The organism is Bradyrhizobium sp. USDA 4369, assembly GCF_054056435.1.
Genome location: NZ_JBSRYH010000001.1, coordinates 7,877,657 through 7,895,662, shown reverse-complemented (window position 1 = coordinate 7,895,662; position 18,006 = coordinate 7,877,657). Strand labels below are relative to the sequence as shown.

The 18,006-nt window shown below is 64.9% G+C and carries 18 protein-coding genes; 9 read left to right on the top strand and 9 right to left on the bottom strand.

The features are described 5' to 3' along the window. Window positions 1-205: 205 nt before the first annotated feature. Window positions 206-1,456 (bottom strand): allantoate amidohydrolase, encoded by a 1,251-nt coding sequence (locus ACVIJ6_RS35800; protein WP_456776596.1) that lies wholly within the window; start codon window positions 1,454-1,456, stop codon window positions 206-208. Beyond that, window positions 1,453-2,415: a LysR family transcriptional regulator gene (locus tag ACVIJ6_RS35795; RefSeq protein WP_456776595.1), complete on the bottom strand. Its 963-nt coding sequence runs from the start codon at window positions 2,413-2,415 to the stop codon at window positions 1,453-1,455. Before ACVIJ6_RS35795 ends, ACVIJ6_RS35800 begins: the two co-directional genes overlap by 4 nt. A gap of 113 nt (window positions 2,416-2,528) precedes the next feature. Between ACVIJ6_RS35795 and ACVIJ6_RS35790 the strand changes: the two genes are divergently transcribed. The 6 genes from ACVIJ6_RS35790 to ACVIJ6_RS35765 all read left to right on the top strand — a co-directional run bounded on the left by ACVIJ6_RS35790 (window position 2,529) and on the right by ACVIJ6_RS35765 (window position 8,126). Continuing rightward, on the top strand, window positions 2,529-3,347 hold the full coding sequence (locus tag ACVIJ6_RS35790) for a putative hydro-lyase (protein WP_456776594.1): 819 nt from the start codon (window positions 2,529-2,531) through the stop codon (window positions 3,345-3,347). 79 nt (window positions 3,348-3,426) lie between these two features. After that, a complete protein-coding gene (locus ACVIJ6_RS35785; protein WP_456776593.1) occupies window positions 3,427-4,671 on the top strand; it encodes an ABC transporter substrate-binding protein in 1,245 nt (414 codons plus the stop codon). Between the two features lie 156 nt (window positions 4,672-4,827). After that, entirely contained in the window at window positions 4,828-5,706 is an 879-nt protein-coding gene (locus tag ACVIJ6_RS35780; RefSeq protein ID WP_041750618.1) for a branched-chain amino acid ABC transporter permease, read from the top strand. Beyond that, entirely contained in the window at window positions 5,706-6,710 is a 1,005-nt protein-coding gene (locus ACVIJ6_RS35775) for a branched-chain amino acid ABC transporter permease (protein ID WP_456776592.1), read from the top strand. The genes ACVIJ6_RS35780 and ACVIJ6_RS35775 overlap by 1 nt, the downstream gene beginning before the upstream one ends. Further along, the gene (locus ACVIJ6_RS35770; RefSeq protein WP_456776591.1) at window positions 6,707-7,438 is read left to right on the top strand and encodes an ABC transporter ATP-binding protein; all 732 of its coding nucleotides are present in this window, start codon (window positions 6,707-6,709) and stop codon (window positions 7,436-7,438) included. Before ACVIJ6_RS35775 ends, ACVIJ6_RS35770 begins: the two co-directional genes overlap by 4 nt. Further along, complete coding sequence (locus ACVIJ6_RS35765) at window positions 7,422-8,126, top strand: ABC transporter ATP-binding protein (protein ID WP_456776590.1); 705 nt, start codon at window positions 7,422-7,424, stop codon at window positions 8,124-8,126. Before ACVIJ6_RS35770 ends, ACVIJ6_RS35765 begins: the two co-directional genes overlap by 17 nt. A gap of 193 nt (window positions 8,127-8,319) precedes the next feature. Here ACVIJ6_RS35765 and ACVIJ6_RS35760 read toward each other — a convergent pair whose 3' ends face one another. The 7 genes from ACVIJ6_RS35760 to otnC form a co-directional block, all read right to left on the bottom strand. Next, on the bottom strand, window positions 8,320-8,607 hold the full coding sequence (locus ACVIJ6_RS35760; RefSeq protein ID WP_456777154.1) for a GIY-YIG nuclease family protein: 288 nt from the start codon (window positions 8,605-8,607) through the stop codon (window positions 8,320-8,322). Between the two features lie 488 nt (window positions 8,608-9,095). Then, window positions 9,096-9,998, bottom strand: a complete 903-nt coding sequence (locus ACVIJ6_RS35755; RefSeq protein ID WP_315714960.1) for an ABC transporter permease — start codon at window positions 9,996-9,998, stop codon at window positions 9,096-9,098. A 2-nt stretch (window positions 9,999-10,000) separates the two neighbouring features. Then, entirely contained in the window at window positions 10,001-10,936 is a 936-nt protein-coding gene (locus ACVIJ6_RS35750; RefSeq protein WP_456776589.1) for an ABC transporter permease, read from the bottom strand. A 95-nt stretch (window positions 10,937-11,031) separates the two neighbouring features. After that, window positions 11,032-12,321, bottom strand: a complete 1,290-nt coding sequence (locus ACVIJ6_RS35745) for an ABC transporter substrate-binding protein (RefSeq protein WP_012043041.1) — start codon at window positions 12,319-12,321, stop codon at window positions 11,032-11,034. Between the two features lie 35 nt (window positions 12,322-12,356). Continuing rightward, window positions 12,357-13,394, bottom strand: coding sequence for an ABC transporter ATP-binding protein (locus ACVIJ6_RS35740; protein WP_456776588.1), 1,038 nt, complete (start codon window positions 13,392-13,394; stop codon window positions 12,357-12,359). Window positions 13,395-13,889: 495 nt separating this feature from the next. Further along, window positions 13,890-14,102, bottom strand: a complete 213-nt coding sequence (locus ACVIJ6_RS35735) for a hypothetical protein (protein WP_456776587.1) — start codon at window positions 14,100-14,102, stop codon at window positions 13,890-13,892. A 23-nt stretch (window positions 14,103-14,125) separates the two neighbouring features. Next, window positions 14,126-14,788 (bottom strand): 3-oxo-tetronate 4-phosphate decarboxylase, encoded by a 663-nt coding sequence (gene otnC, locus ACVIJ6_RS35730; RefSeq protein WP_456776586.1) that lies wholly within the window; start codon window positions 14,786-14,788, stop codon window positions 14,126-14,128. A gap of 127 nt (window positions 14,789-14,915) precedes the next feature. Between otnC and ltnD the strand changes: the two genes are divergently transcribed. The 3 genes from ltnD to otnK are packed head-to-tail and all read left to right on the top strand — an operon-like array spanning window position 14,916 to window position 17,909. Then, the gene (gene ltnD, locus ACVIJ6_RS35725; RefSeq protein WP_456776585.1) at window positions 14,916-15,830 is read left to right on the top strand and encodes an L-threonate dehydrogenase; all 915 of its coding nucleotides are present in this window, start codon (window positions 14,916-14,918) and stop codon (window positions 15,828-15,830) included. A gap of 22 nt (window positions 15,831-15,852) precedes the next feature. After that, window positions 15,853-16,635 carry a 2-oxo-tetronate isomerase gene (otnI, locus tag ACVIJ6_RS35720; protein WP_456776584.1) on the top strand — a complete coding sequence of 261 codons (783 nt, stop codon included), beginning with the start codon at window positions 15,853-15,855 and terminating at the stop codon, window positions 16,633-16,635. After that, window positions 16,632-17,909: a 3-oxo-tetronate kinase gene (gene otnK, locus ACVIJ6_RS35715; protein ID WP_456776583.1), complete on the top strand. Its 1,278-nt coding sequence runs from the start codon at window positions 16,632-16,634 to the stop codon at window positions 17,907-17,909. Before otnI ends, otnK begins: the two co-directional genes overlap by 4 nt. Window positions 17,910-18,006 lie beyond the last annotated feature (97 nt).

Here is an 18,006-nt window from a genome sequence, read left to right as displayed (position 1 = left end):
GGTCTCCTTCGGGTGTGCCGAGCATTCACGCCGACGAAGCTGTGCTCCCTCCCCCCTTGTGGGGGAGGGCTGGGGAGGGGGGCCTCCGGGCGACACCGCCGTTGTGGACCCCCACCCCCGACCCCTCCCCGCAAGGGGGAGGGGAGCGCAGCGCGCTCGGGGTCGTCAGCTCGATTGAATGATAAGATCAGCGAAAGAATAATAGTTACGACGCCACGCCCGCCAGCGACAGCACCGTGTGCAGCAGCACGTTGGCGCCGGCGGCGCAGTCGGATTGGGTGGCGTCCTCCAGCTCGTTGTGGCTGATGCCGTCCTTGCACGGCACGAACACCATGGCCGCCGGCATGATGGTGTTCAGATTGCAGGCGTCGTGGCCGGCGCCGGAGGTGATGCGGCGGTGCGCATAGCCGAGCGTGCCGGCGGCGCGCTCGACGGCATCGACCAGCTTGGGATCGAAATGCGTCGGCGGCTTGCGCCAGACCTGGTCGATCGCGATCTCGACCTTCCGCTTCTTCGAGATTTCACTCGCCGCGGCGCGCAGGCTGGCGTCGAGCGCTTCCAGCGTGTCGGCATCGGCGCTGCGGCAGTCGATGGTGAAGGCGATCTCGCCGGGGATGACGTTGCGCGAGGGATTGGCGATCACGGCCTCGCCGATGGTGGCGACCGCATTCGGCCCGAGCTTGAGCGCGATCTGCTCCAAAGTGAGCGCGAATTCCGACAGCGCCAGCAGCGCGTCGCGGCGCAGCGGCATCGGCGTCGAGCCGGCATGGCTCTCGAAGCCGGTGACCTTGCCGTCATACCAGAACACGCCCTGGCCGTGATCGACCACGCCGATGGTCTTGTTCTCGGCCTCCAGGATCGGGCCCTGCTCGATATGCAGCTCGACGAAGCCGGAGAATCTTTGCGTGCCGACTTCGGTCGCACCGCGATAGCCAATGCCGTCCAGCGCCTCGCCGACCGTGACGCCCTCAGCATCTTTCCGCGACAGGATGTCCTCGACGGTGAAGTCGCCGACATAGGCGGCGGACGCCATCATCGCCGGCGCGAAGCGCGAGCCTTCCTCATTGGTCCAGTTGACGATGCAGAGCGGTGCGTCGGTCTCGATGCCGGCATCGTTCAGGGTGCGGATCACCTCCAGCGCGCCGAGCGTGCCCAGAATGCCATCGAACTTGCCGCCGGTCGGCTGGGTGTCGAGATGCGAGCCGAGCCCGACCGGCGGCTTCGACATGTCGCGTCCCTTGCGAAGTGCGAACATCGAGCCGAGCGTGTCGACGTGAACCTCGAGCCCCGCATCCTCGCAGGCCTTGCGGAACCAGTCGCGAACCTGCTTGTCCTCCTGGCTCAGGGTCAGCCGGCGCACGCCGCCCTTCGCCGTGGCGCCGAACTTGGCGGTCTCGTGGATGCTGTCCCAGAGGCGGGCGGAATCGATCTGCAGATTGGTAGCGGCGCGGCTCATGCTTGAATTCCCTGTACTCCGGCATCCTGTCCATCGCGCGCCGCGACGATCGCGTCAACCGATGCCGAGGGATGGCTGGCCGTCTGCGCCGTCCTGGCTGCGAGCTCGGCGACGCGCTCGATCGCGACCATCTCCGGCGACGACAGCCAGCTTGCGGTGAAGGTCAGCGGCGGAATCCGCAGATCCGTTTTCAGCTCCTGCAAGCGTCCGCTCTCGATCTCGTTGGCGACGATCGCCGCGGGAATCACGGCGACGCCGAGGCCCTCGATCGCCATGTGGATGACGGTCGCCAGCGAGGCGCTGGCGTGCAGCCGCATCGGCGGCAGATGCGGCCGGTTGAACAGCGAGCGCACATTGTCATAGGGCTGGGTGTTGCGCGGGAAGGTGATGATCGGAAACCGCGCCATCTGCTCGGCCGTGACGAGGCCCTTGCCGAAGCCCAAGGCAGGGCTGGCCAGGAAGCTGATCGGGTAATCGCACAGCACCCGGCTGCGGATGCCGGACTCCGACGGCGCCCCCAGCGCGAAGGCGAGCTCGATCTCCTGCGCCAGCAGGCGCGCGTGCAGATTGGGCGTGACGTCGACCTCGATCTCCAGCGAGAGATTGGGATAGCTCTCGTTGACGCTCTTGATCAGCCGCGGCAGCCAGTCATGCACGATGGTCTCGGCCACGCCGAGCCGGAGCACGCCGCGCATCGCCGAGCGGTCGCCGACTTCGGCCAGCATCTCCGCACGCAGGCCGATCAGCTTCTCGGCATAGACCAGCATCTGCCGCCCGCTCGCGGTGGGCGAGGCCACGCGGTGATCGCGGTTGAGCAGCTTGACGCCGAGCTCGCGCTCGAGCTGGGCGATGCGCTGGGAGATCGCGGGCTGGGTGGTATTGAGGCGCTGCGCCGCGCCGCGGAAGCTGCCCAGCTTGACCACCCAGAGAAATGTCTCGATGGAACGGAAATCCAACATCGGCCCCACCTCGGATCAATTTGTTTTATCGATCCTGATTAAAAACGAAGATTAGACTTTATAGCATGGCTGATGTTGAGTGAGTTTGTCGAGATATTAGGCAAATGGCTCAAATGACTGTTTCCGCGGCAGTGCAGCAACAGGCCGGCGAGGCCGGGCTTCTCCCCAGCCACCAGGCCCGCCTGGACTATCGCGCCGGCAAGGGCTGGAGCACGGCGGGTGTGGCCAACGGCTTCGTGCAGGGCAATCTGGCGATCCTTCCCGAGCAATATGCCGGCGCCTTCCACCGCTTCTGCCAGCTCAATCCGAAACCGTGCCCGATCATCGGCATGTCCGATCCGGGCAATCCTTTCATTCCGGCGCTCGGCGCTGATCTCGACATCCGTACCGACGTGCCGCGTTATCGCGTCTGGCGTGACGGCGAGATGGTGGAGGAGCCGACCGATCTCCTGGCGCATTGGCGTGACGATCTCGTCACCTTCGTGCTCGGCTGCTCGTTTTCGTTCGAGGAGGCGCTGATGGCCGACGGCCTGCCGATCCGCCACATCGAGCAGGGTTGCCGCGTGCCGATGTACCGTACCAACATCGCCTGCACGCCGTCGGGTCCATTCTCCGGTCCGATGGTGGTGTCGATGCGCCCGTTCAAGCCGGCGCAGGCGATCCGCGCGGTGCAGATCACGACGCGCTTTCCCGCCGTGCACGGCGCGCCGGTGCATCTCGGCCATCCCGACCAGATCGGGATCGCTGATATCAACAAGCCGGATTATGGTGATCCGGTGCCGGTCGCCGCGGATGAAATCCCTGTATTCTGGGCCTGCGGGGTGACGCCGCAGGCGGTCATATCAGCCGCCAAGCTGCCCTTCGCCATCACCCACGCCCCGGGACTGATGCTGATCACCGATCTCAAGAACAAGGATCTCGCCGTCCTCTAATCAGGCAGCCATGCCTCCTTTTGAGCTTTCACGCCGACCTCAACTCTTCATCGACGCGCTTTCATCAGAGGATCTTGCCATGACCATCACGCGCCGTAATGTCCTGCTTGGAGCCACCGCTGCCGCCGCGCTCGGGCCGATTGCTGCCCGCGCCCAGACGTCGGAAGTGAAGATCGGCGTCATTTATCCGTTCTCTGGCGCCAGCGCCCAGATCGGCGTCGATGCGCAGCGCGCGTTCGAAACCGCGGCCGAGATCATCAACGGCAAGTTCGATTACGATCTCCCGCTCGCCCGTACCGAAGGCCTGCCGGGCCTCGGCGGCGCCAAGATCAAGCTGGTGTTCGCCGACCACCAGGCCGACCCGCAGAAGGGCCGCGCCGAGGCCGAGCGGCTGATCACGCAGGAAAAGGTCGTTGCCGTCATCGGCTCCTATCAGAGCGCGGTTGCGGTCACCGCGAGCCAGATCTGCGAGCGCTACCAGGTTCCGTATCTGTCAGCCGACAATTCCTCGCCGAGCCTGCATCGCCGCGGCCTGAAGTATTATTTCCGCGCCGCGCCGCATGACGAGATGTTCTCGCAGGCGATGTTCGACTTCTTCGATGCCATGAAAAAGAAGGGCACCAAGATCGAGACCCTGGCGCTGTTCCACGAGGACACCATCTTCGGCACGGATTCGAGCAACGCCCAGCTCAAGCTCGCCCAGGAGCGTGGCTACAAGGTCGTCGCCGACATCAAGTATCGCGCCAACTCGCCGTCGCTGTCGGCCGAGGTGCAGCAGCTCAAGGCCGCCAATGCCGACGTGCTGATGCCGTCCAGCTACACCACGGACGGCATCCTGCTGGTCAAGACCATGGCCGAGCTCGGCTACAAGCCGAACGCGATCGTGGCGCAGGATGCAGGCTTCTCGGAGAAGGCGCTGTATGATGCCGTCGGCGACAAGCTCGAAGGCGTGATCTCGCGCGGCTCGTTCTCGCTCGACCTCGCCGCCAAGCGGCCGATGGTCGGCAAGATCAACGACATGTTCAAGGCCAAGTCGGGCAAGGACTTCAACGACTACTCCTCACGCCAGTTCATGGGCCTGATCGTGATGGCCGACGCCATCAACCGCGCCAAGTCGACCGACGGCGAGAAGATCCGCGACGCGCTGGCCGCCACCGACATGCCGGGCAACCAGACCATCATGCCGTGGAAGCGGGTGAAGTTCGACGAGAACGGCCAGAACAACGATGCCGATCCGGTGCTGCTGCAATATGTCGGCGGCAAGTTCGTCACCATCTTCCCGACCCAGGCGGCCGTGGCGGAAGCCAGCTGGCCGATGAAGTAAGCACGCGCAGGGCGCCGGCCGCGCTCTGCATCGGACCATGGCGGAGCATCGGTCGTGCTCCGTCATTGCGAGGAGCGCAGCGACGAAGCAATCCAGGAGCCAAAGAGAAGGTCTGGATTGCTTCGCTTCGCTCGCAATGACGGGGGAGCAAGTGAAGTGACAGCAGAAACAATCATCCAAAGTCTCGCCAGCGGCCTGCTGATGGGCCTGCTCTACGGCCTGATCGCCGTGGGGCTGGCGCTCATCTTCGGCCTGATGGACGTCGTGAACTTCGCCCATGGCGAGTTCCTGATGATCGCGATGTACGCGACCTTCTTCCTGTTCGCGTTTTTCGCACTCGATCCGCTGCTGTCGGCGCCACTGGTCGCCGCCGCCTTGTTCATATTTGGCGCCGTGGTCTATCTCTTGATCGTCAGATTTGCGGTCCGGGCCAAGGCCAACACCGGCATGGTGCAGATCTTCTCCACCTTCGGCCTGGCCGTGCTGATGCGCGGCGTCGCGCAGTATTTCTTCACCCCGGACTATCGCAGCATTCCGCACTCCTGGCTCGGCGGCAAGACGATCTCGATCGCCGGCATCTATCTGCCGCAGCCGCAGCTGGTCGGCGCGCTGATCGCGATCGCGGCCTTCGCCGGGCTCTACTTCTTCATCCACCGCACCGATTTCGGACGCGCACTGGAGGCGACGCGTGAGGATGCCGGCGCGGTGGCGCTGGTCGGCATCGACAAGAACAAGGTGTTCGCGCTTGGCTGGGGCCTCGGCGCGGCGCTGGTCGGTCTCGCCGGCGCGGTCATGGCGATCTTCTTCTATGTCTTCCCGGACGTCGGCGCCTCGTTTGCGACCATCGCCTATGTCACGGTGGCGCTCGGCGGTTTCGGCAGCGTGTTCGGCGCTTTTGCCGGCGGCATCGTGGTCGGTCTCGTCGAGGCCATCACCACGCTGATCCTGCCGCCGTCGCTGAAGACCGTCGGCATCTATGGCGTCTATCTCCTCGTCGTCTTCATCCGCCCGCGCGGTCTGTTCGGATCGATCTGATGGACAAGGCATTCATTCAACGTCGCCGGCGCGACCTCATCGTCGCCGCCTTCCTCGCGGCCATCGCGGCGGCCGTGCCGTTCTTCGTCAAGGACGTCTATGTCCAGAACATCATGGTGCTGACCCTGATGTATGCGGCGCTGTCGCAGAGCTGGAACATCCTGTCCGGCTATTGCGGCCAGATCTCGCTCGGGCACGCACTGTATTTCGGGCTCGGGGCCTATACGACCGCGATCCTGTTCACGAAGTTCGGCGTGCTGCCGTGGTTCGGCATGCTCGCGGGCGGTCTCATCTCGGCGCTGATCGCGATGGCGCTTGGCTATCCCTGCTTCCGGCTCGGCGGCCATTACTTCGTCATTGCCACGATCGTCATCGCCGAAATCACGCTGCTATTGTTCCAGAACTGGGATTGGGCAGGGGCGGCGCTCGGTATCGACATTCCGGTGCGGCGCGACTCCTGGCTGACCTTCCAGTTCACCCGCTCGAAGCTGCCATATTTCTACTTCGCGCTGGCGCTCGCCTGCGTCGCCTGGTTCGTCACCTGGTGGCTGGAGGATTCGAAGTGGGGCTATTGGTGGCGCGCGGTAAAGGACAACCCGGTCGCCGCAGAAAGCCTCGGCGTCGACGTGTTCAACTCCAAGATGGGCGCCGCGGCCGTCTCGGCCTTCCTGGTCGCGATCGGTGGCAGCTTCTACGCGCAGTTCGTCTCCTACATCGACCCAGAAAGTGTCATGGGCTTCCAGTTCTCGCTGCTGATGGCGCTCCCGGCCGTACTGGGCGGCATCGGCACGCTGTGGGGACCGATGCTGGGCGCGGTGATCCTGATCCCGCTGACCGAGTTGACCCGCTCCTATATCGGGGGCTCCGGCCGCGGCGTCGATCTGATCGTCTATGGCGGCCTGATCATCGCGATCTCGCTGGCGCGGCCGCAGGGGCTGGTCAGCCTGTTCTCCCGCAAGCCGAAGCCGGCTGCAAACCAGGTCAGAGAGGCGGTGGCATCATGACCGCTCTGTTGGAAACCCGCAACATCACCCAGCGCTTCTCGGGCTTGACGGCGAACTCCGACGTGTCGATCACGGTCGGGCGCGGCGAGATCGTCGGCTTGATCGGTCCCAACGGCGCCGGCAAGTCGACCTTGTTCAATCTGATTGCCGGCGCGTTCAAGCCGACCGAAGGCACGATCTTCTTCGACGGCGAGGATGTCACGGCGCTGCCGGCAGCCGAGCGCTGCCAGCGCGGCATCGGCCGAACATTCCAGGTCGTGAAGAGCTTTGAGAGCATGACGGTGATCGAGAACGTCATCGTAGGCTCCCTGGTGCGCAGCACCAACATGCGCGACGCCCGTCGCAAGGCACATGAGGTGCTGGCCTTCTGCGGCCTCGATGCGCGGGCCGACGTGCTGGCGAGCGACCTCGTGCCGTCGGAGAAGCGGCGGCTCGAAGTGGCCCGCGCGCTCGCAACCGAGCCGAAGCTGTTGCTGCTCGACGAGGTGCTCACGGGCCTGACGCCGGTCGAATCGCAGAAGGGCGTCGAACTCGTGCGCCGCGTGCGCGACACCGGCATCACGGTGCTGATGGTCGAGCACGTCATGGAGATCGTGATGCCGCTGGTCGACCGCGCCATCGTGCTCGACCTCGGCAAGGTGCTGATCGAAGGCAAGCCCACGGACGTCGTCCGCGATCCCAAAGTCATTTCCGCTTATCTGGGAGACCGCCATGCTGTCGGTGCGTGACGTCACCACCGCCTATCAGGGGCTGGTTGCGATCTCGAACGTCTCGATCGACGTCGAGCAGGGCGAGATCGTCTGCGTCGCCGGCGCCAATGGCGCGGGCAAGTCGACCTTGTTGAAGTCGATCGCCGGCGCCGAGCGGCCGCGTGCTGGCAGCGTCACCTTCGACGGCAACCGCATCGACGGCATGGCGCAGCATCTGATCACGGCGAAGGGCATCGCCTATGTGCCGGAGAACCGCCGGCTGTTTCCGCGGCTCTCGGTGCGCGACAATCTCAGGCTCGGCAGCTATCTCTACCGCAGCGAAGCCAATCGCGAGGAGCCGCTCGACTTCGTGTTCAAGCTGTTCCCGCGCCTGTCCGAGCGGCTGGAGCAGCGCGCCGAGACCTTGTCGGGCGGCGAGCAGCAGATGCTGGCGATCGGCCGCGCGCTGATGACCCGGCCGCGACTGCTGATGCTCGACGAGCCGTCGCAGGGTATCATGCCGAAGCTGGTCGACGAGATCTTCCAGGCGGTGAAGCGCATCCGCGACGCCGGCATGACGGTGCTGATCGTCGAGCAGCGCATGGCCGAATGCCTTGAGATCGCCGACCGCGCCTACATCCTGCAGACCGGCCGCGTCCTGATGCAGGGCACCGCCGCCGAGATCAGCGGCAACAAGGACGTGAGGAAGGCGTATCTGGGGCTCTGATCTGCTTTGTGCTTTGCAGCCGTCCAGCCGCTGCAAAGCAATGGCAATTCAAAGTCTTTGCTGTGGCCCCTGGATCGCGTCGCTGCGCTCGCGATGACGGAGTATGTGGGACCGTTGGTGCTTGCCACAACCGTCATTGCGAGCGTAGCGAAGCAATCCAGGGCTGCTTGATCGGTTTACGTTGGGATTCGACTCAGATCAGCGTCTCGTAGAGATCAAGCCATTGCGGATTGAACGCCTCGATCAACAATAATTTCTTCGTACGGCTGCCGGCCTTGATCTGCTTTTCGCGTTCGATGGCGGTGATCATCGTTTCATGCGGCTCATACCACACGAGCAGCTTGCAACTGTATTTCTTGGTGAAGCCGGGGATAAGACCTTCGCGGTGCTCATAGGCCCGTTTAGGGAGATGGCTCGTCACGCCGACGTAGAGCGTACCATTACGACCGCTCGCCATGATGTAAACGTAAGGCTGTTTCATCAGGATACCCAACACAAGTGAACCAACGGGCCGCCGCTTGGAGTCTTTGTCGCGGCCCCTGGATCGCGTCGCTGCGCTCGCGATGACGGAGTATGTGGGAGCTTCGGTGCCCGCCACAACCGTCATCGCGAGCGCAGCGAAGCAATCCAGGATGCCGGGCCAGTAGAAGGTCTACCTTTCGTTCCTCGTTGTCTCGAAAGCACGATCACGAGCGTACCATTGCGACCGCTCGGCATGATGTAAACGTAAGGCTGTTTCATCAGGTCACCGAACACAAGTGAACCGACGGACCGCCGCTTGGAGTCTTTGTCGTGGCCCCTGGATCGCGTCGCTGCGCTCGCGATGACGGAGTATGTGGGATCTTGGGTGCCCGCCACGACCGTCATTGCGAGCGTAGCGAAGCAATCCAGGGGCCAAAGCAGAGGTCTAGATTTCTTCGACGCAATAATGTCAAGCAATGCTGGCGACGGAGCGATCAACCGTCCGCTCTACACCATGCCCTTGCCAGCGTCCGAGCCTTGGCGTCGCTGGCGGGCCTGCAGCACCAGGATCACTGACAGCGCCGCGAAGATGACGACGAACGACACCGCCGAGGTCAGCGTGCCAAGGGCGTAGATGTCGGGCTTGGTGACTGTCGTCGTCAGGCCCTGCAATTCCAGCGGCAGCGTATTCACGGAGCCGATCGCTTGGCTGGAGCGGGCGAGTTCGTCCCAGGACAGAGTGAAGCCGAACAGGCCGATGCCGACGACCGAGGGCAGGATGATCGGCAGCACGACATGGCGGAAGGTCTGCCACGGCGTGGCGCCGAGGTCGCGGGCGGCTTCCTCGAGCCGGCCGTCGAAGCGGTTGAAGATCGCGAACATGATCAGGAGGCCGAATGGCAAGGTCCAGGTCAGATGCGCGCCGAGACCCGACGTGAACAGGCCCATGGCGGTGGTATAGCCATCGGCGAGCCAGCCGAGGCCGACATCGGCGCCGTGCTTGTTGATGAAATCGTCGATCAGGCGGAATTCCAAGGCGATGCCGAGCGAGGTGATGATCGACGGCATGATGAGGCTGGCGATCGCGGTGTAGAACAGGATCGAGGCGCCGCGAAACGGCTTGCGGAACGCCATGCCGGCGGCCACCGACAGCACCACCGTGATAACCATCACCACGAGGCCGAGCGCCAGCGAACGCTTGAAGGCGGCGCCGATGTCGACGATGCCGCCGCCGGAAAACACCTTGCCGAACCAGGTCAGCGACACGCCGTTCATCGGGAACGTCAGGCCGCCATCCGGGCCCTGGAACGACAGGATGTAGATCGCGATCATCGGCCCGTACAAGAACAGCACATAGGCTGCGAAGAACGCCGCGAGGATGTAGAAGGAGCGGGGGCGCTTGTCTCCCATCGCTAGAGCTCCTTGCGCACGTCGACGATCCGCGTCAGCGCGGAGATGATGATGATGGTGATGCCGAGCAGGATCACGGCGTTCGCGGCCGCGGCCGGGAATTGCAGCGCCGAGAGCCTGGACTCGATGATCTTGCCGGCGGAGGCGATCTGCTGGCCGCCCATCACGCCGATGGTGACGAAGTCGCCCATCACGATGGTAATGACGAAGATCGAGCCGATCACGATGCCGGGCTTGGACAGCGGAATGACGATGTTGACCAGCGTCTGCCAGCCCGACGCGCCGGCGTCATAGGCGGCCTCGATCAGGCGCTTGTCGATGCGGATCATCGAATTGAAGATCGGCACCACCATGAAGAAGGTGAACAGGTGGACCAGCGCCAGCACCACCGAGAATTCCGAGAACAGCAGCCACTCGACCGGCTTGTTGATGAAGCCTGCCCCGATCAGCCCCTGGTTGACCAGGCCGTTGCGGCCGAGCAGGGGGATCCAGGCGATCATCCGGATCACGTTGGAGGTCCAGAACGGGATGGTGCACAGCAGTGACAGCACGATCTGCCAGGTCTTGCTGCGGACGTGAAAGGCGAGGAAATAGGCGACCCAGAAGCCGATCAGAAGCGTCAGGCCCCAGGTCAGCAGGCACAGTTTCAGCGTCTTCAGATAGGTCTTCAGGATCGTGCATAGCTCGGGCAGATTGGCGACGCAGCCCTCGAACGTGTCAGTATAGCCGCGAAAGCTGAAGGCCGGGATCATCTCATATTCGTTGTAGTCCCAGGCACTGACGATGACGACGAGCACCAGCGGCAACAGGAAGAACAGCGCGAACACCAGCATCATCGGCCCCGCCTGCAGCCAGGCGATCGAGCGCATGGTCAGCTTGCGCAAGCCGCTGTCCGCCGGCGCCAGAGTGTCAGGCGAGTTGTCGATCGTCACGGCCACGGCAGAAACCTGTCATCCGGTGCGGAGGCTTTGAAGCGTCAGAGATGCTCTGCCGCGCCCATGACGTCATGGGCGCGGCAGCAATGGTGGTCACGTCAGGCGGCGATGAACTCGTTCCACTTGCGTACCATGTAGTCGTTCTCGTCCATGACGGCGTTCCAGCAGACCACATTGCCCATGCGGTCCTCATAGGAGCCGCCGTCGCGCACCGCGCCCGCCTTTTCCATCAGGGTGCCGTCCGGCGCCTTGATGTCGTTCTTCGCCGGCTTGCCTTCCATCCAGTAGCCCCACTCGTCCTCGGTCATGTTGGCCTTGGCGGTGGACAGCACGGCCGAGTAGTAGCCCTGGCGGTTGAGATAGGCGCCGGCCCAGCCGGACAGGTACCAGTTGACGAACTCATAGGCCCAGTCGAGCTTCGGCCCGCCGGCGACCGCCTTGGAGACGCAGAAGCCGGAGGCCCAGGAGCGGTAGCCTTCCTTGAGCGGCTGAAACACGCAAGGGATGCCCATCGAGCGCACCTTGGTGACGGCCGGCGACCACATCGACTGGATCACGGTCTCGCCAGAGGCCATCAGGTTGACCGACTCGTTGAAGTCCTTCCAGAAGGCGCGGAACTGGCCGGCCTTCTTGGCCTCGGTCAGCACCTTCATGGTCAGGTCGATCTCGGCCTTGGTCATGTTGCCCTTGTCGGCATATTTGTACTGGCCGGTCGCCTCGACGACGAGGGCGGCGTCCATGATGCCGATCGAGGGGATGTTGAGGATCGAGGCCTTGCCCTTGAATTCGGGGTTGAGCAGCTCGGCCCAGGACGAGATCGGGCGCTTGATGAGGTCGGGGCGGATGCCGAGCGTATCGGCATTGTAGACCGTCGGGATCAGCGTGACATACTCGGTCGGCGTCGCCGAGAAGGTCTTGGAGTTCGCCCCCTCGAGATAGAGCACCTTCCACGGCGCGGTGCCCTGGCCGCCGATCTTCTTGCCGTTCGGCAGCTCGCCCTTGGTGAAGACGGGCGTGATATTGTCGAATTCCTTGATCTTGCGCGCATCGAGCGGGAAGATGTTGCCCGACGGCACCAGCTTCTTCAGCGAGAAATATTCCGTGTCGAGCACGTCGAAGGAGTTCGGCTGGGTGATGACGCGCTTGGTGACGTCGTCGGTCGTCGCCGTGATGTATTCGATCTTGATGCCGGTGTCGGCGAGGCACTTCTTCGAGATTTCGTCGCCTTCGTTCACGGCAGTGCCGAGATAGCGCAGCACCTTCGGATCGGCGGCGTGGACATAGGGCGCGCTGAGCAGCGTGCCCGAGCCGGCGAGACCGGCGACGCCGGCCGCGCCCTTGAGCAGCGAGCGGCGGCTGATGGATGTCTTTTTCGATCGATCAGTCATGATCATCTCCTTGGGATAAGAAAGAGCAGGCGAAGTCAGGCCACGAGTTCGGCAGCCGGCGCGGCTGACGTCGCAGGGCGGGGCGTCAGCGCGTCGGCGAGCGCCGGATTCCAGGTCACGACGACGCGTTCGCCGATCACGTGGGTCTCCGCGTCGAACTGGTCGTCGCTGAGCTGGGCCGAAATCTCCGGGCCGCCATCGGTGGCGACCGCGATGAGCACGTAAGTGCCCTGATATTCGATCTTGCTGATCGTGCCCGGTACGGCCGGGCCGTCGATCGCGGCATCCGGCGCCTTCAGCTGAATGCGGTCGACGCGCACCGCGAAGGTCTCGCCGTTCAGCGGGATCACGTTGTGGCCGCCGATGAAGCGGGCGGCGAATTCGGTGCGCGGATGGTTGAAGATCTCGCGTGGGCTGCCCTGCTGCTCAATGCGGCCGCCATTCATCAGCACCACGAGATCCGACAGCGCCATCGCCTCGTCCTGGCCGTGGGTGACGTGGATGAAGGTGAGGCCGAGCTCGCGCTGCAGCCGTTTCAGCTCGGCGCGCATGCGCAAGCGCAGGAACGGATCGAGCGCCGACAAGGGTTCGTCGAGCAGGAGGATCTGCGGCGAGGTGATCAGCGCGCGTGCCAGTGCAACGCGCTGCTGCTGGCCGCCGGAGAGCTGCGCCGGCAGCCGGCCGGCATAGCTCTGCATGTCCACGAGCTCGAGCAGCTCGCACGCGCGGGCGTGGCGCTCGGGCTTGGAGACGCCCTTCATCTTCAGCGCGAAGGCGACGTTGTCGATCACCGAGAGATGCGGAAACAGCGCGTAGGACTGGAACATCATTGCGGTGCCGCGCCCGGCGGGCGGCAGCTCGGTGACATTCTTGGCGCCGACGATGATGTCGCCGGAGGTCGCGGATTCATGGCCGGCGATCATGCGCAAGGTCGAGGTCTTGCCGCAGCCGGACGGGCCGAGCAGGCAGCAATAGGAGCCGGCGGGAATCCGCAGGTCGATCGCGTCGACGGCGGTGACGTGACCGTACATTTTCGTCACCTTCACCAGTTCCAAGCTCGCGCCCGCCGCCATCCGTCCTCCATATCGCCTGTCGTCAGCAAGAACCGGGCATGAGTCATCGTTCGCACGGTCGGGCGCCCAGCTCCCGACGGCGTGGTGTCTGCAACGGATATGCCAAGGGATCGGAGCCCGCGTTGCGCCGTGCATAAAGAGTGCGCTCAGCCCGCGATACGTATGCAATTGGTGCGCGTGAGCCGTCCGCCCCGGCTGCGGCGACCCTCGCGCCGAGCAAAGACCCAGGAAAACAGCTGCAACCACGGCGGTGTGGAGGCACTTTGTCCGTTCCCGTCTGTGCATCAGGCGTGTGGAGCGGACGCCGCTGCAATTGATGGTGGAAGATCCGAACGCGCTTCCGCACCGCAATGGGACGGGAGTGCCAGCATCTGCCTATCAATCGAGCGGCCGCTGATGGCCTGCGCAGCCATGTTCTGCCTTAACATTAGGCATCATTGCCGGCCGGAGGCAAGGCGGAACGACGAGCGACATGGCGGCGCAGGCGTGGCTCGGCTAGCGCAGCACCGCGCGCAGTTTGGCCTGGGCCGCCGCCATCAGCATGCGTTCGGCGATGCCGCGCAACTCGGCGACCCCGATCCGATCGGATTCGGCGAAGATCTCGTAGGAATCGGTCGTGATCGGAAACCAGCGATAGAAGCGCGCCTCCTCGAACAAAATGCGGGCGGCCGCTTCGATCTCGGCGGGCGATGGTGCAGGGTACTGCATGTGCGTCCACCGGGCCGGTTCGATCAGTGATGATCGGCGTGATCGGGCAGGGTGAGGCCGAACACCTTCACCAGATCGTCGACCTGCTGCGGCGACAGATGCCGCGGATTGAGCCCGCGCAGCAGCAGATAGAGTTTGGCGGTTTCCTCCAGCTCCTCCATCGCGAACACCGCCGCCTCCAGCGTGTCGCCGGACACCACCGGCCCGTGATTGGCGAGCAGCACCGAGGCGTATTGGCCGGCGAGGCCCTTGATTGCGTCGGCGACGGCCGGATCCCCGGGGCGATGATAGGGCACCAGCGCCGTCTGGCCGCAGCGCATCAAGTAATAAGGTGTCAGCGGCGGCAGCGCCATCAGCGGATCGATCTCCGGCAGCATCGAGATTGCCACCGAATGCGTCGAGTGCAGATGCACCACGGCGCGGGCGGCGGCGCGGGTCTGGTACAGCGCACTGTGCAGCGGCACCTCCTTGGTCGGCGCGTCGCCCGACACCAGCCTGCCGTTGGCATCGAGCCGCGAGAGCCTGCCAGGATCGAGGAAGCCGAGCGAAACATTGGTCGGCGTCACCAGCCAGCCGCCATCGTCGAGCCGCACGCTGATATTGCCGGACGAGCCCGGCGTCAGCCCGCGCTCAAACAGCGAGCGGCCGAACCGGCAGATGGCCTCGCGAATCGTAGTCTCCGCCACGGGTCTTTCCTCGTTCCTCACCTTTTGCCGCTTTGTCTCACGCTTTGGCAGCGTGGCCAAGCCGTGATACCCAGGGACCAGCCGGGCCAACCGGACAGGTTCAGGAAACGCTTCGAGGATTTGCCGCATGCCGCAGCCATCGCAATTGAACGTCGCCGTGATCGGGCTCGGCTCCATGGGATATGGCATGGCGACCTCGCTCAAGCGCGCCGGCTTCGCGGTGACCGGCTGCGACGTTTCGGCCGATGCCGTCGCGCGGTTCGTCGCCGATGGCGGCAAGGGCGCGAACAGCCCGGCTGAGGCCGCGGCAGGCGCGGACATCGTCGTCAGCGTCGTCGTCAATGCGGCGCAGACCGAGGCCATTCTGTTCGGCCCCGGCGGCGCCGCCGAGACCATGCCGAAGGACGCCGTGTTCGTCTCCTCCGCGACCATGGATCCGGACATCGCGCGCCGCCTCGCCAAACAGCTCGAAGCCACCGGCCGGCACTATCTCGATGCGCCGATCTCCGGCGGTGCGCAGCGCGCTGCGCAGGGCGAATTGACCATCCTGGCCTCGGGGAGCCCTGCGGCCTTCGCCAAGGCGCGGCCGGCGCTCGACGCGATGGCCGCCAAGCTCTACGAGCTCGGCGATGCCGCGGGGCAGGGCGCCGCGTTCAAGATGATCAACCAGTTGCTGGCCGGCGTGCACATCGCAGCCGCCAGCGAGGCGATTGCCTTCGCCGCCAAGCAGGGCCTGGACATCCGCAAGGTCTATGAGGTCATCACCGCCTCGGCCGGCAATTCCTGGATGTTCGAGAACCGCATGCCGCACGTGCTCGACGGCGACTACACGCCGCGCAGCGCGGTCGAGATCTTCGTCAAGGACCTCGGCATCATCCAGGACATGGCGCGCAACCACCGCTTCCCGGTGCCGGTCTCGGCCGCGGCGCTGCAGATGTTCCTGATGACATCGGCCGCCGGCATGGGCCGCGACGACGACGCGTCAGTGGCGCGGATGTATGCGCAGGTCACCGGCGCCACCTTGCCGGGCTCCTCCAAGTAACAACACGACGAGTTCTCACGCCATGCCGCGCTTCGCCGCCAATCTCTCGATGATGTTCACCGAGCATCCGTTCCTCGACCGCTTTGCGGCCGCCGCCAAGGCCGGCTTCACCGCGGTCGAATTCCTGTTTCCCTATGATCATCCGGCCGAGGAGGTCGGCAAAAGGCTGCGCGACAATGGTCTGATCCAGGCGCTGTTCAACCTGCCACCGGGCAATTGGGACGCCGGCGAGAAGGGCTTTGCCGCACTGCCGGAGCGTTTCGACGATCTCAAGGCGAGCCTGGAAACGGCGCTGCCTTATGCCAAGTCGACCGGCGTGAAGCGGCTGCATATGATGGCCGGCATCGCCGAGCGCAGCGATGCCAAGGCCGTCGAGGCCTATTACAAGTCCGTGGCCTGGGCGGCGGAATTCTTCGCGCCCCACGGCCTCGACGTCGTCATCGAGCCGATCAATCCGCGCAGCGTGCCCGGCTATTTCCTCAACGATTTCGGCTTCGCCCGCGACCTGATCCGCGAGTTGAAGATTCCGAACCTGAAACTGCAGTTCGACATCTATCATTGCCAGATCATCCATGGCGACGTCACGATGCGGCTGCGCGAGCTGATGGACATCATCGGCCATATCCAGATCGCCAGCATTCCCTCGCGCAACGAGCCGGATGGCGAGGAGCTGAACTATCCGTTCCTGTTCGCCGAGCTAGACCGGCTCGGCTATGCCGGCTTCGTCGGCTGCGAGTACAATCCGCGCGGCCGCACCGAGGACGGGCTCGCATGGTTCGCCCCCTACAAGGGAGTGAAGCCATGAGCCTGAAGCTCGGCTGCATCGCCGACGACTACACCGGCGCCTCCGACCTCGCCAACACCCTGACGCGCGCCGGCCTGCGCACGGTGCAGACCATCGGCGTGCCGGCCTCCGACCTCGCTTTGCCCGAGGTCGACGCCGTCGTGGTCTCGCTCAAGAGCCGCTCGATCGAGGCCTCGCAGGCGGTGGCCCGGTCGCGCGAGGCGGATACATGGCTGCGTGCCCGCGGCGCTGAGCATGTCTTGTTCAAGATCTGCTCGACCTTCGATTCCACCGATGCTGGCAATATCGGCCCGGTGATGGATGCGCTGGCGGCCGATGCCGGCGATCCGATCGTGCTGGTGACGCCGGCTTTCCCGGAGACGAAACGCACCGTCTATCAGGGCAACCTGTTCGTCGGCGCCGTGCCGCTCAATGAGAGCCCGCTCAAGGATCATCCGCTCAATCCGATGCATGATGCCAATCTGGTGCGCGTGCTCGGCCGCCAGAGCCGGAGGACGGTCGGCCTGGTCGATCTCGCCACCGTCGTGCACGGGCCCGAGGCGATCGGTCACCGCCTGCAGGAGCTGGCCGGGCAGGGTTTTGGCGCGGCGATCGTCGATGCGGTGTTCGATGCCGACCTGACTGCCATCGGCGCGGCTGCGTTGAAGAGCAAAGTCTCGGTCGGCGCCTCCGGGATCGGGCTCGGCCTGGCGCGTGCCCTCGTTGCGTCCAGGCAGGCGCATCCTCACGGCCTGACCCATCACGCCGGTGCGCCGGTCGGCGGCATGGCGGCCTGCCTCGCCGGCAGCTGCTCGCAGGCGACGCTGCAGCAGATCGCGCAGGCCGAGACGATCATGCCGGTGCTGCATCTCGATGCGGCGGCTCTGGTCGCCGGTCCCGATGAAGCGCAGCGGGCGATGGCCTGGGCAGGCGAGCGGATCGGCCGTGGTCCCGTGCTGATCGCCTCCAGCGCCACGCCAGATCAGGTCAGCGCCCTGCAGGCCAGGCACGGCCGCGAAGCGGCGGGACACGCCATCGAGCAGGCCATGGCCGATCTCGCCGAGGGGCTGATCGGGGCGGGGGTGCGGCGGTTGATTGTCGCCGGGGGCGAGACCTCCGGCGCGGTCGTTGATCGGCTCAGGATTCCCGGCTTCCTGGTGGGTCCGGAGATCGCCGCCGGCGTGCCCGTGCTGCGCGCGATCGGCGCTGAGGCAGGCGACATGCTGCTGGCGCTGAAGTCCGGCAATTTCGGCGGACCGCAGTTCTTTGCCGATGCGCTCGGGCTGATGCGCTAGCCGTTCGGTGACGGCGAGCTGATCTCGATTTCATCATCTGCATCCTTCGTGCGCCGGCCCGCGGCGTGCGGACGCCGGGTTGCCGCCTTAAGCGCCG

Excerpts from the sequence above, each read along its gene's own strand:
- ACVIJ6_RS35800 (WP_456776596.1), bottom strand. The coding sequence starts at position 1,456 with ATGAGCCGCGCCGCTACCAATCTGCAGATCGATTCCGCCCGCCTCTGG.
- ACVIJ6_RS35795 (WP_456776595.1), bottom strand. The coding sequence starts at position 2,415 with ATGTTGGATTTCCGTTCCATCGAGACATTTCTCTGGGTGGTCAAGCTG.
- ACVIJ6_RS35790 (WP_456776594.1), top strand. The coding sequence starts at position 2,529 with ATGACTGTTTCCGCGGCAGTGCAGCAACAGGCCGGCGAGGCCGGGCTT.
- ACVIJ6_RS35785 (WP_456776593.1), top strand. The coding sequence starts at position 3,427 with ATGACCATCACGCGCCGTAATGTCCTGCTTGGAGCCACCGCTGCCGCC.
- ACVIJ6_RS35775 (WP_456776592.1), top strand. The coding sequence starts at position 5,706 with ATGGACAAGGCATTCATTCAACGTCGCCGGCGCGACCTCATCGTCGCC.
- ACVIJ6_RS35770 (WP_456776591.1), top strand. The coding sequence starts at position 6,707 with ATGACCGCTCTGTTGGAAACCCGCAACATCACCCAGCGCTTCTCGGGC.
- ACVIJ6_RS35765 (WP_456776590.1), top strand. The coding sequence starts at position 7,422 with ATGCTGTCGGTGCGTGACGTCACCACCGCCTATCAGGGGCTGGTTGCG.
- ACVIJ6_RS35760 (WP_456777154.1), bottom strand. The coding sequence starts at position 8,607 with ATGAAACAGCCTTACGTTTACATCATGGCGAGCGGTCGTAATGGTACG.
- ACVIJ6_RS35755 (WP_315714960.1), bottom strand. The coding sequence starts at position 9,998 with ATGGGAGACAAGCGCCCCCGCTCCTTCTACATCCTCGCGGCGTTCTTC.
- ACVIJ6_RS35745 (WP_012043041.1), bottom strand. The coding sequence starts at position 12,321 with ATGACTGATCGATCGAAAAAGACATCCATCAGCCGCCGCTCGCTGCTC.
- ACVIJ6_RS35740 (WP_456776588.1), bottom strand. The coding sequence starts at position 13,394 with ATGGCGGCGGGCGCGAGCTTGGAACTGGTGAAGGTGACGAAAATGTAC.
- ACVIJ6_RS35735 (WP_456776587.1), bottom strand. The coding sequence starts at position 14,102 with ATGCAGTACCCTGCACCATCGCCCGCCGAGATCGAAGCGGCCGCCCGC.
- ltnD (WP_456776585.1), top strand. The coding sequence starts at position 14,916 with ATGCCGCAGCCATCGCAATTGAACGTCGCCGTGATCGGGCTCGGCTCC.
- otnI (WP_456776584.1), top strand. The coding sequence starts at position 15,853 with ATGCCGCGCTTCGCCGCCAATCTCTCGATGATGTTCACCGAGCATCCG.
- otnK (WP_456776583.1), top strand. The coding sequence starts at position 16,632 with ATGAGCCTGAAGCTCGGCTGCATCGCCGACGACTACACCGGCGCCTCC.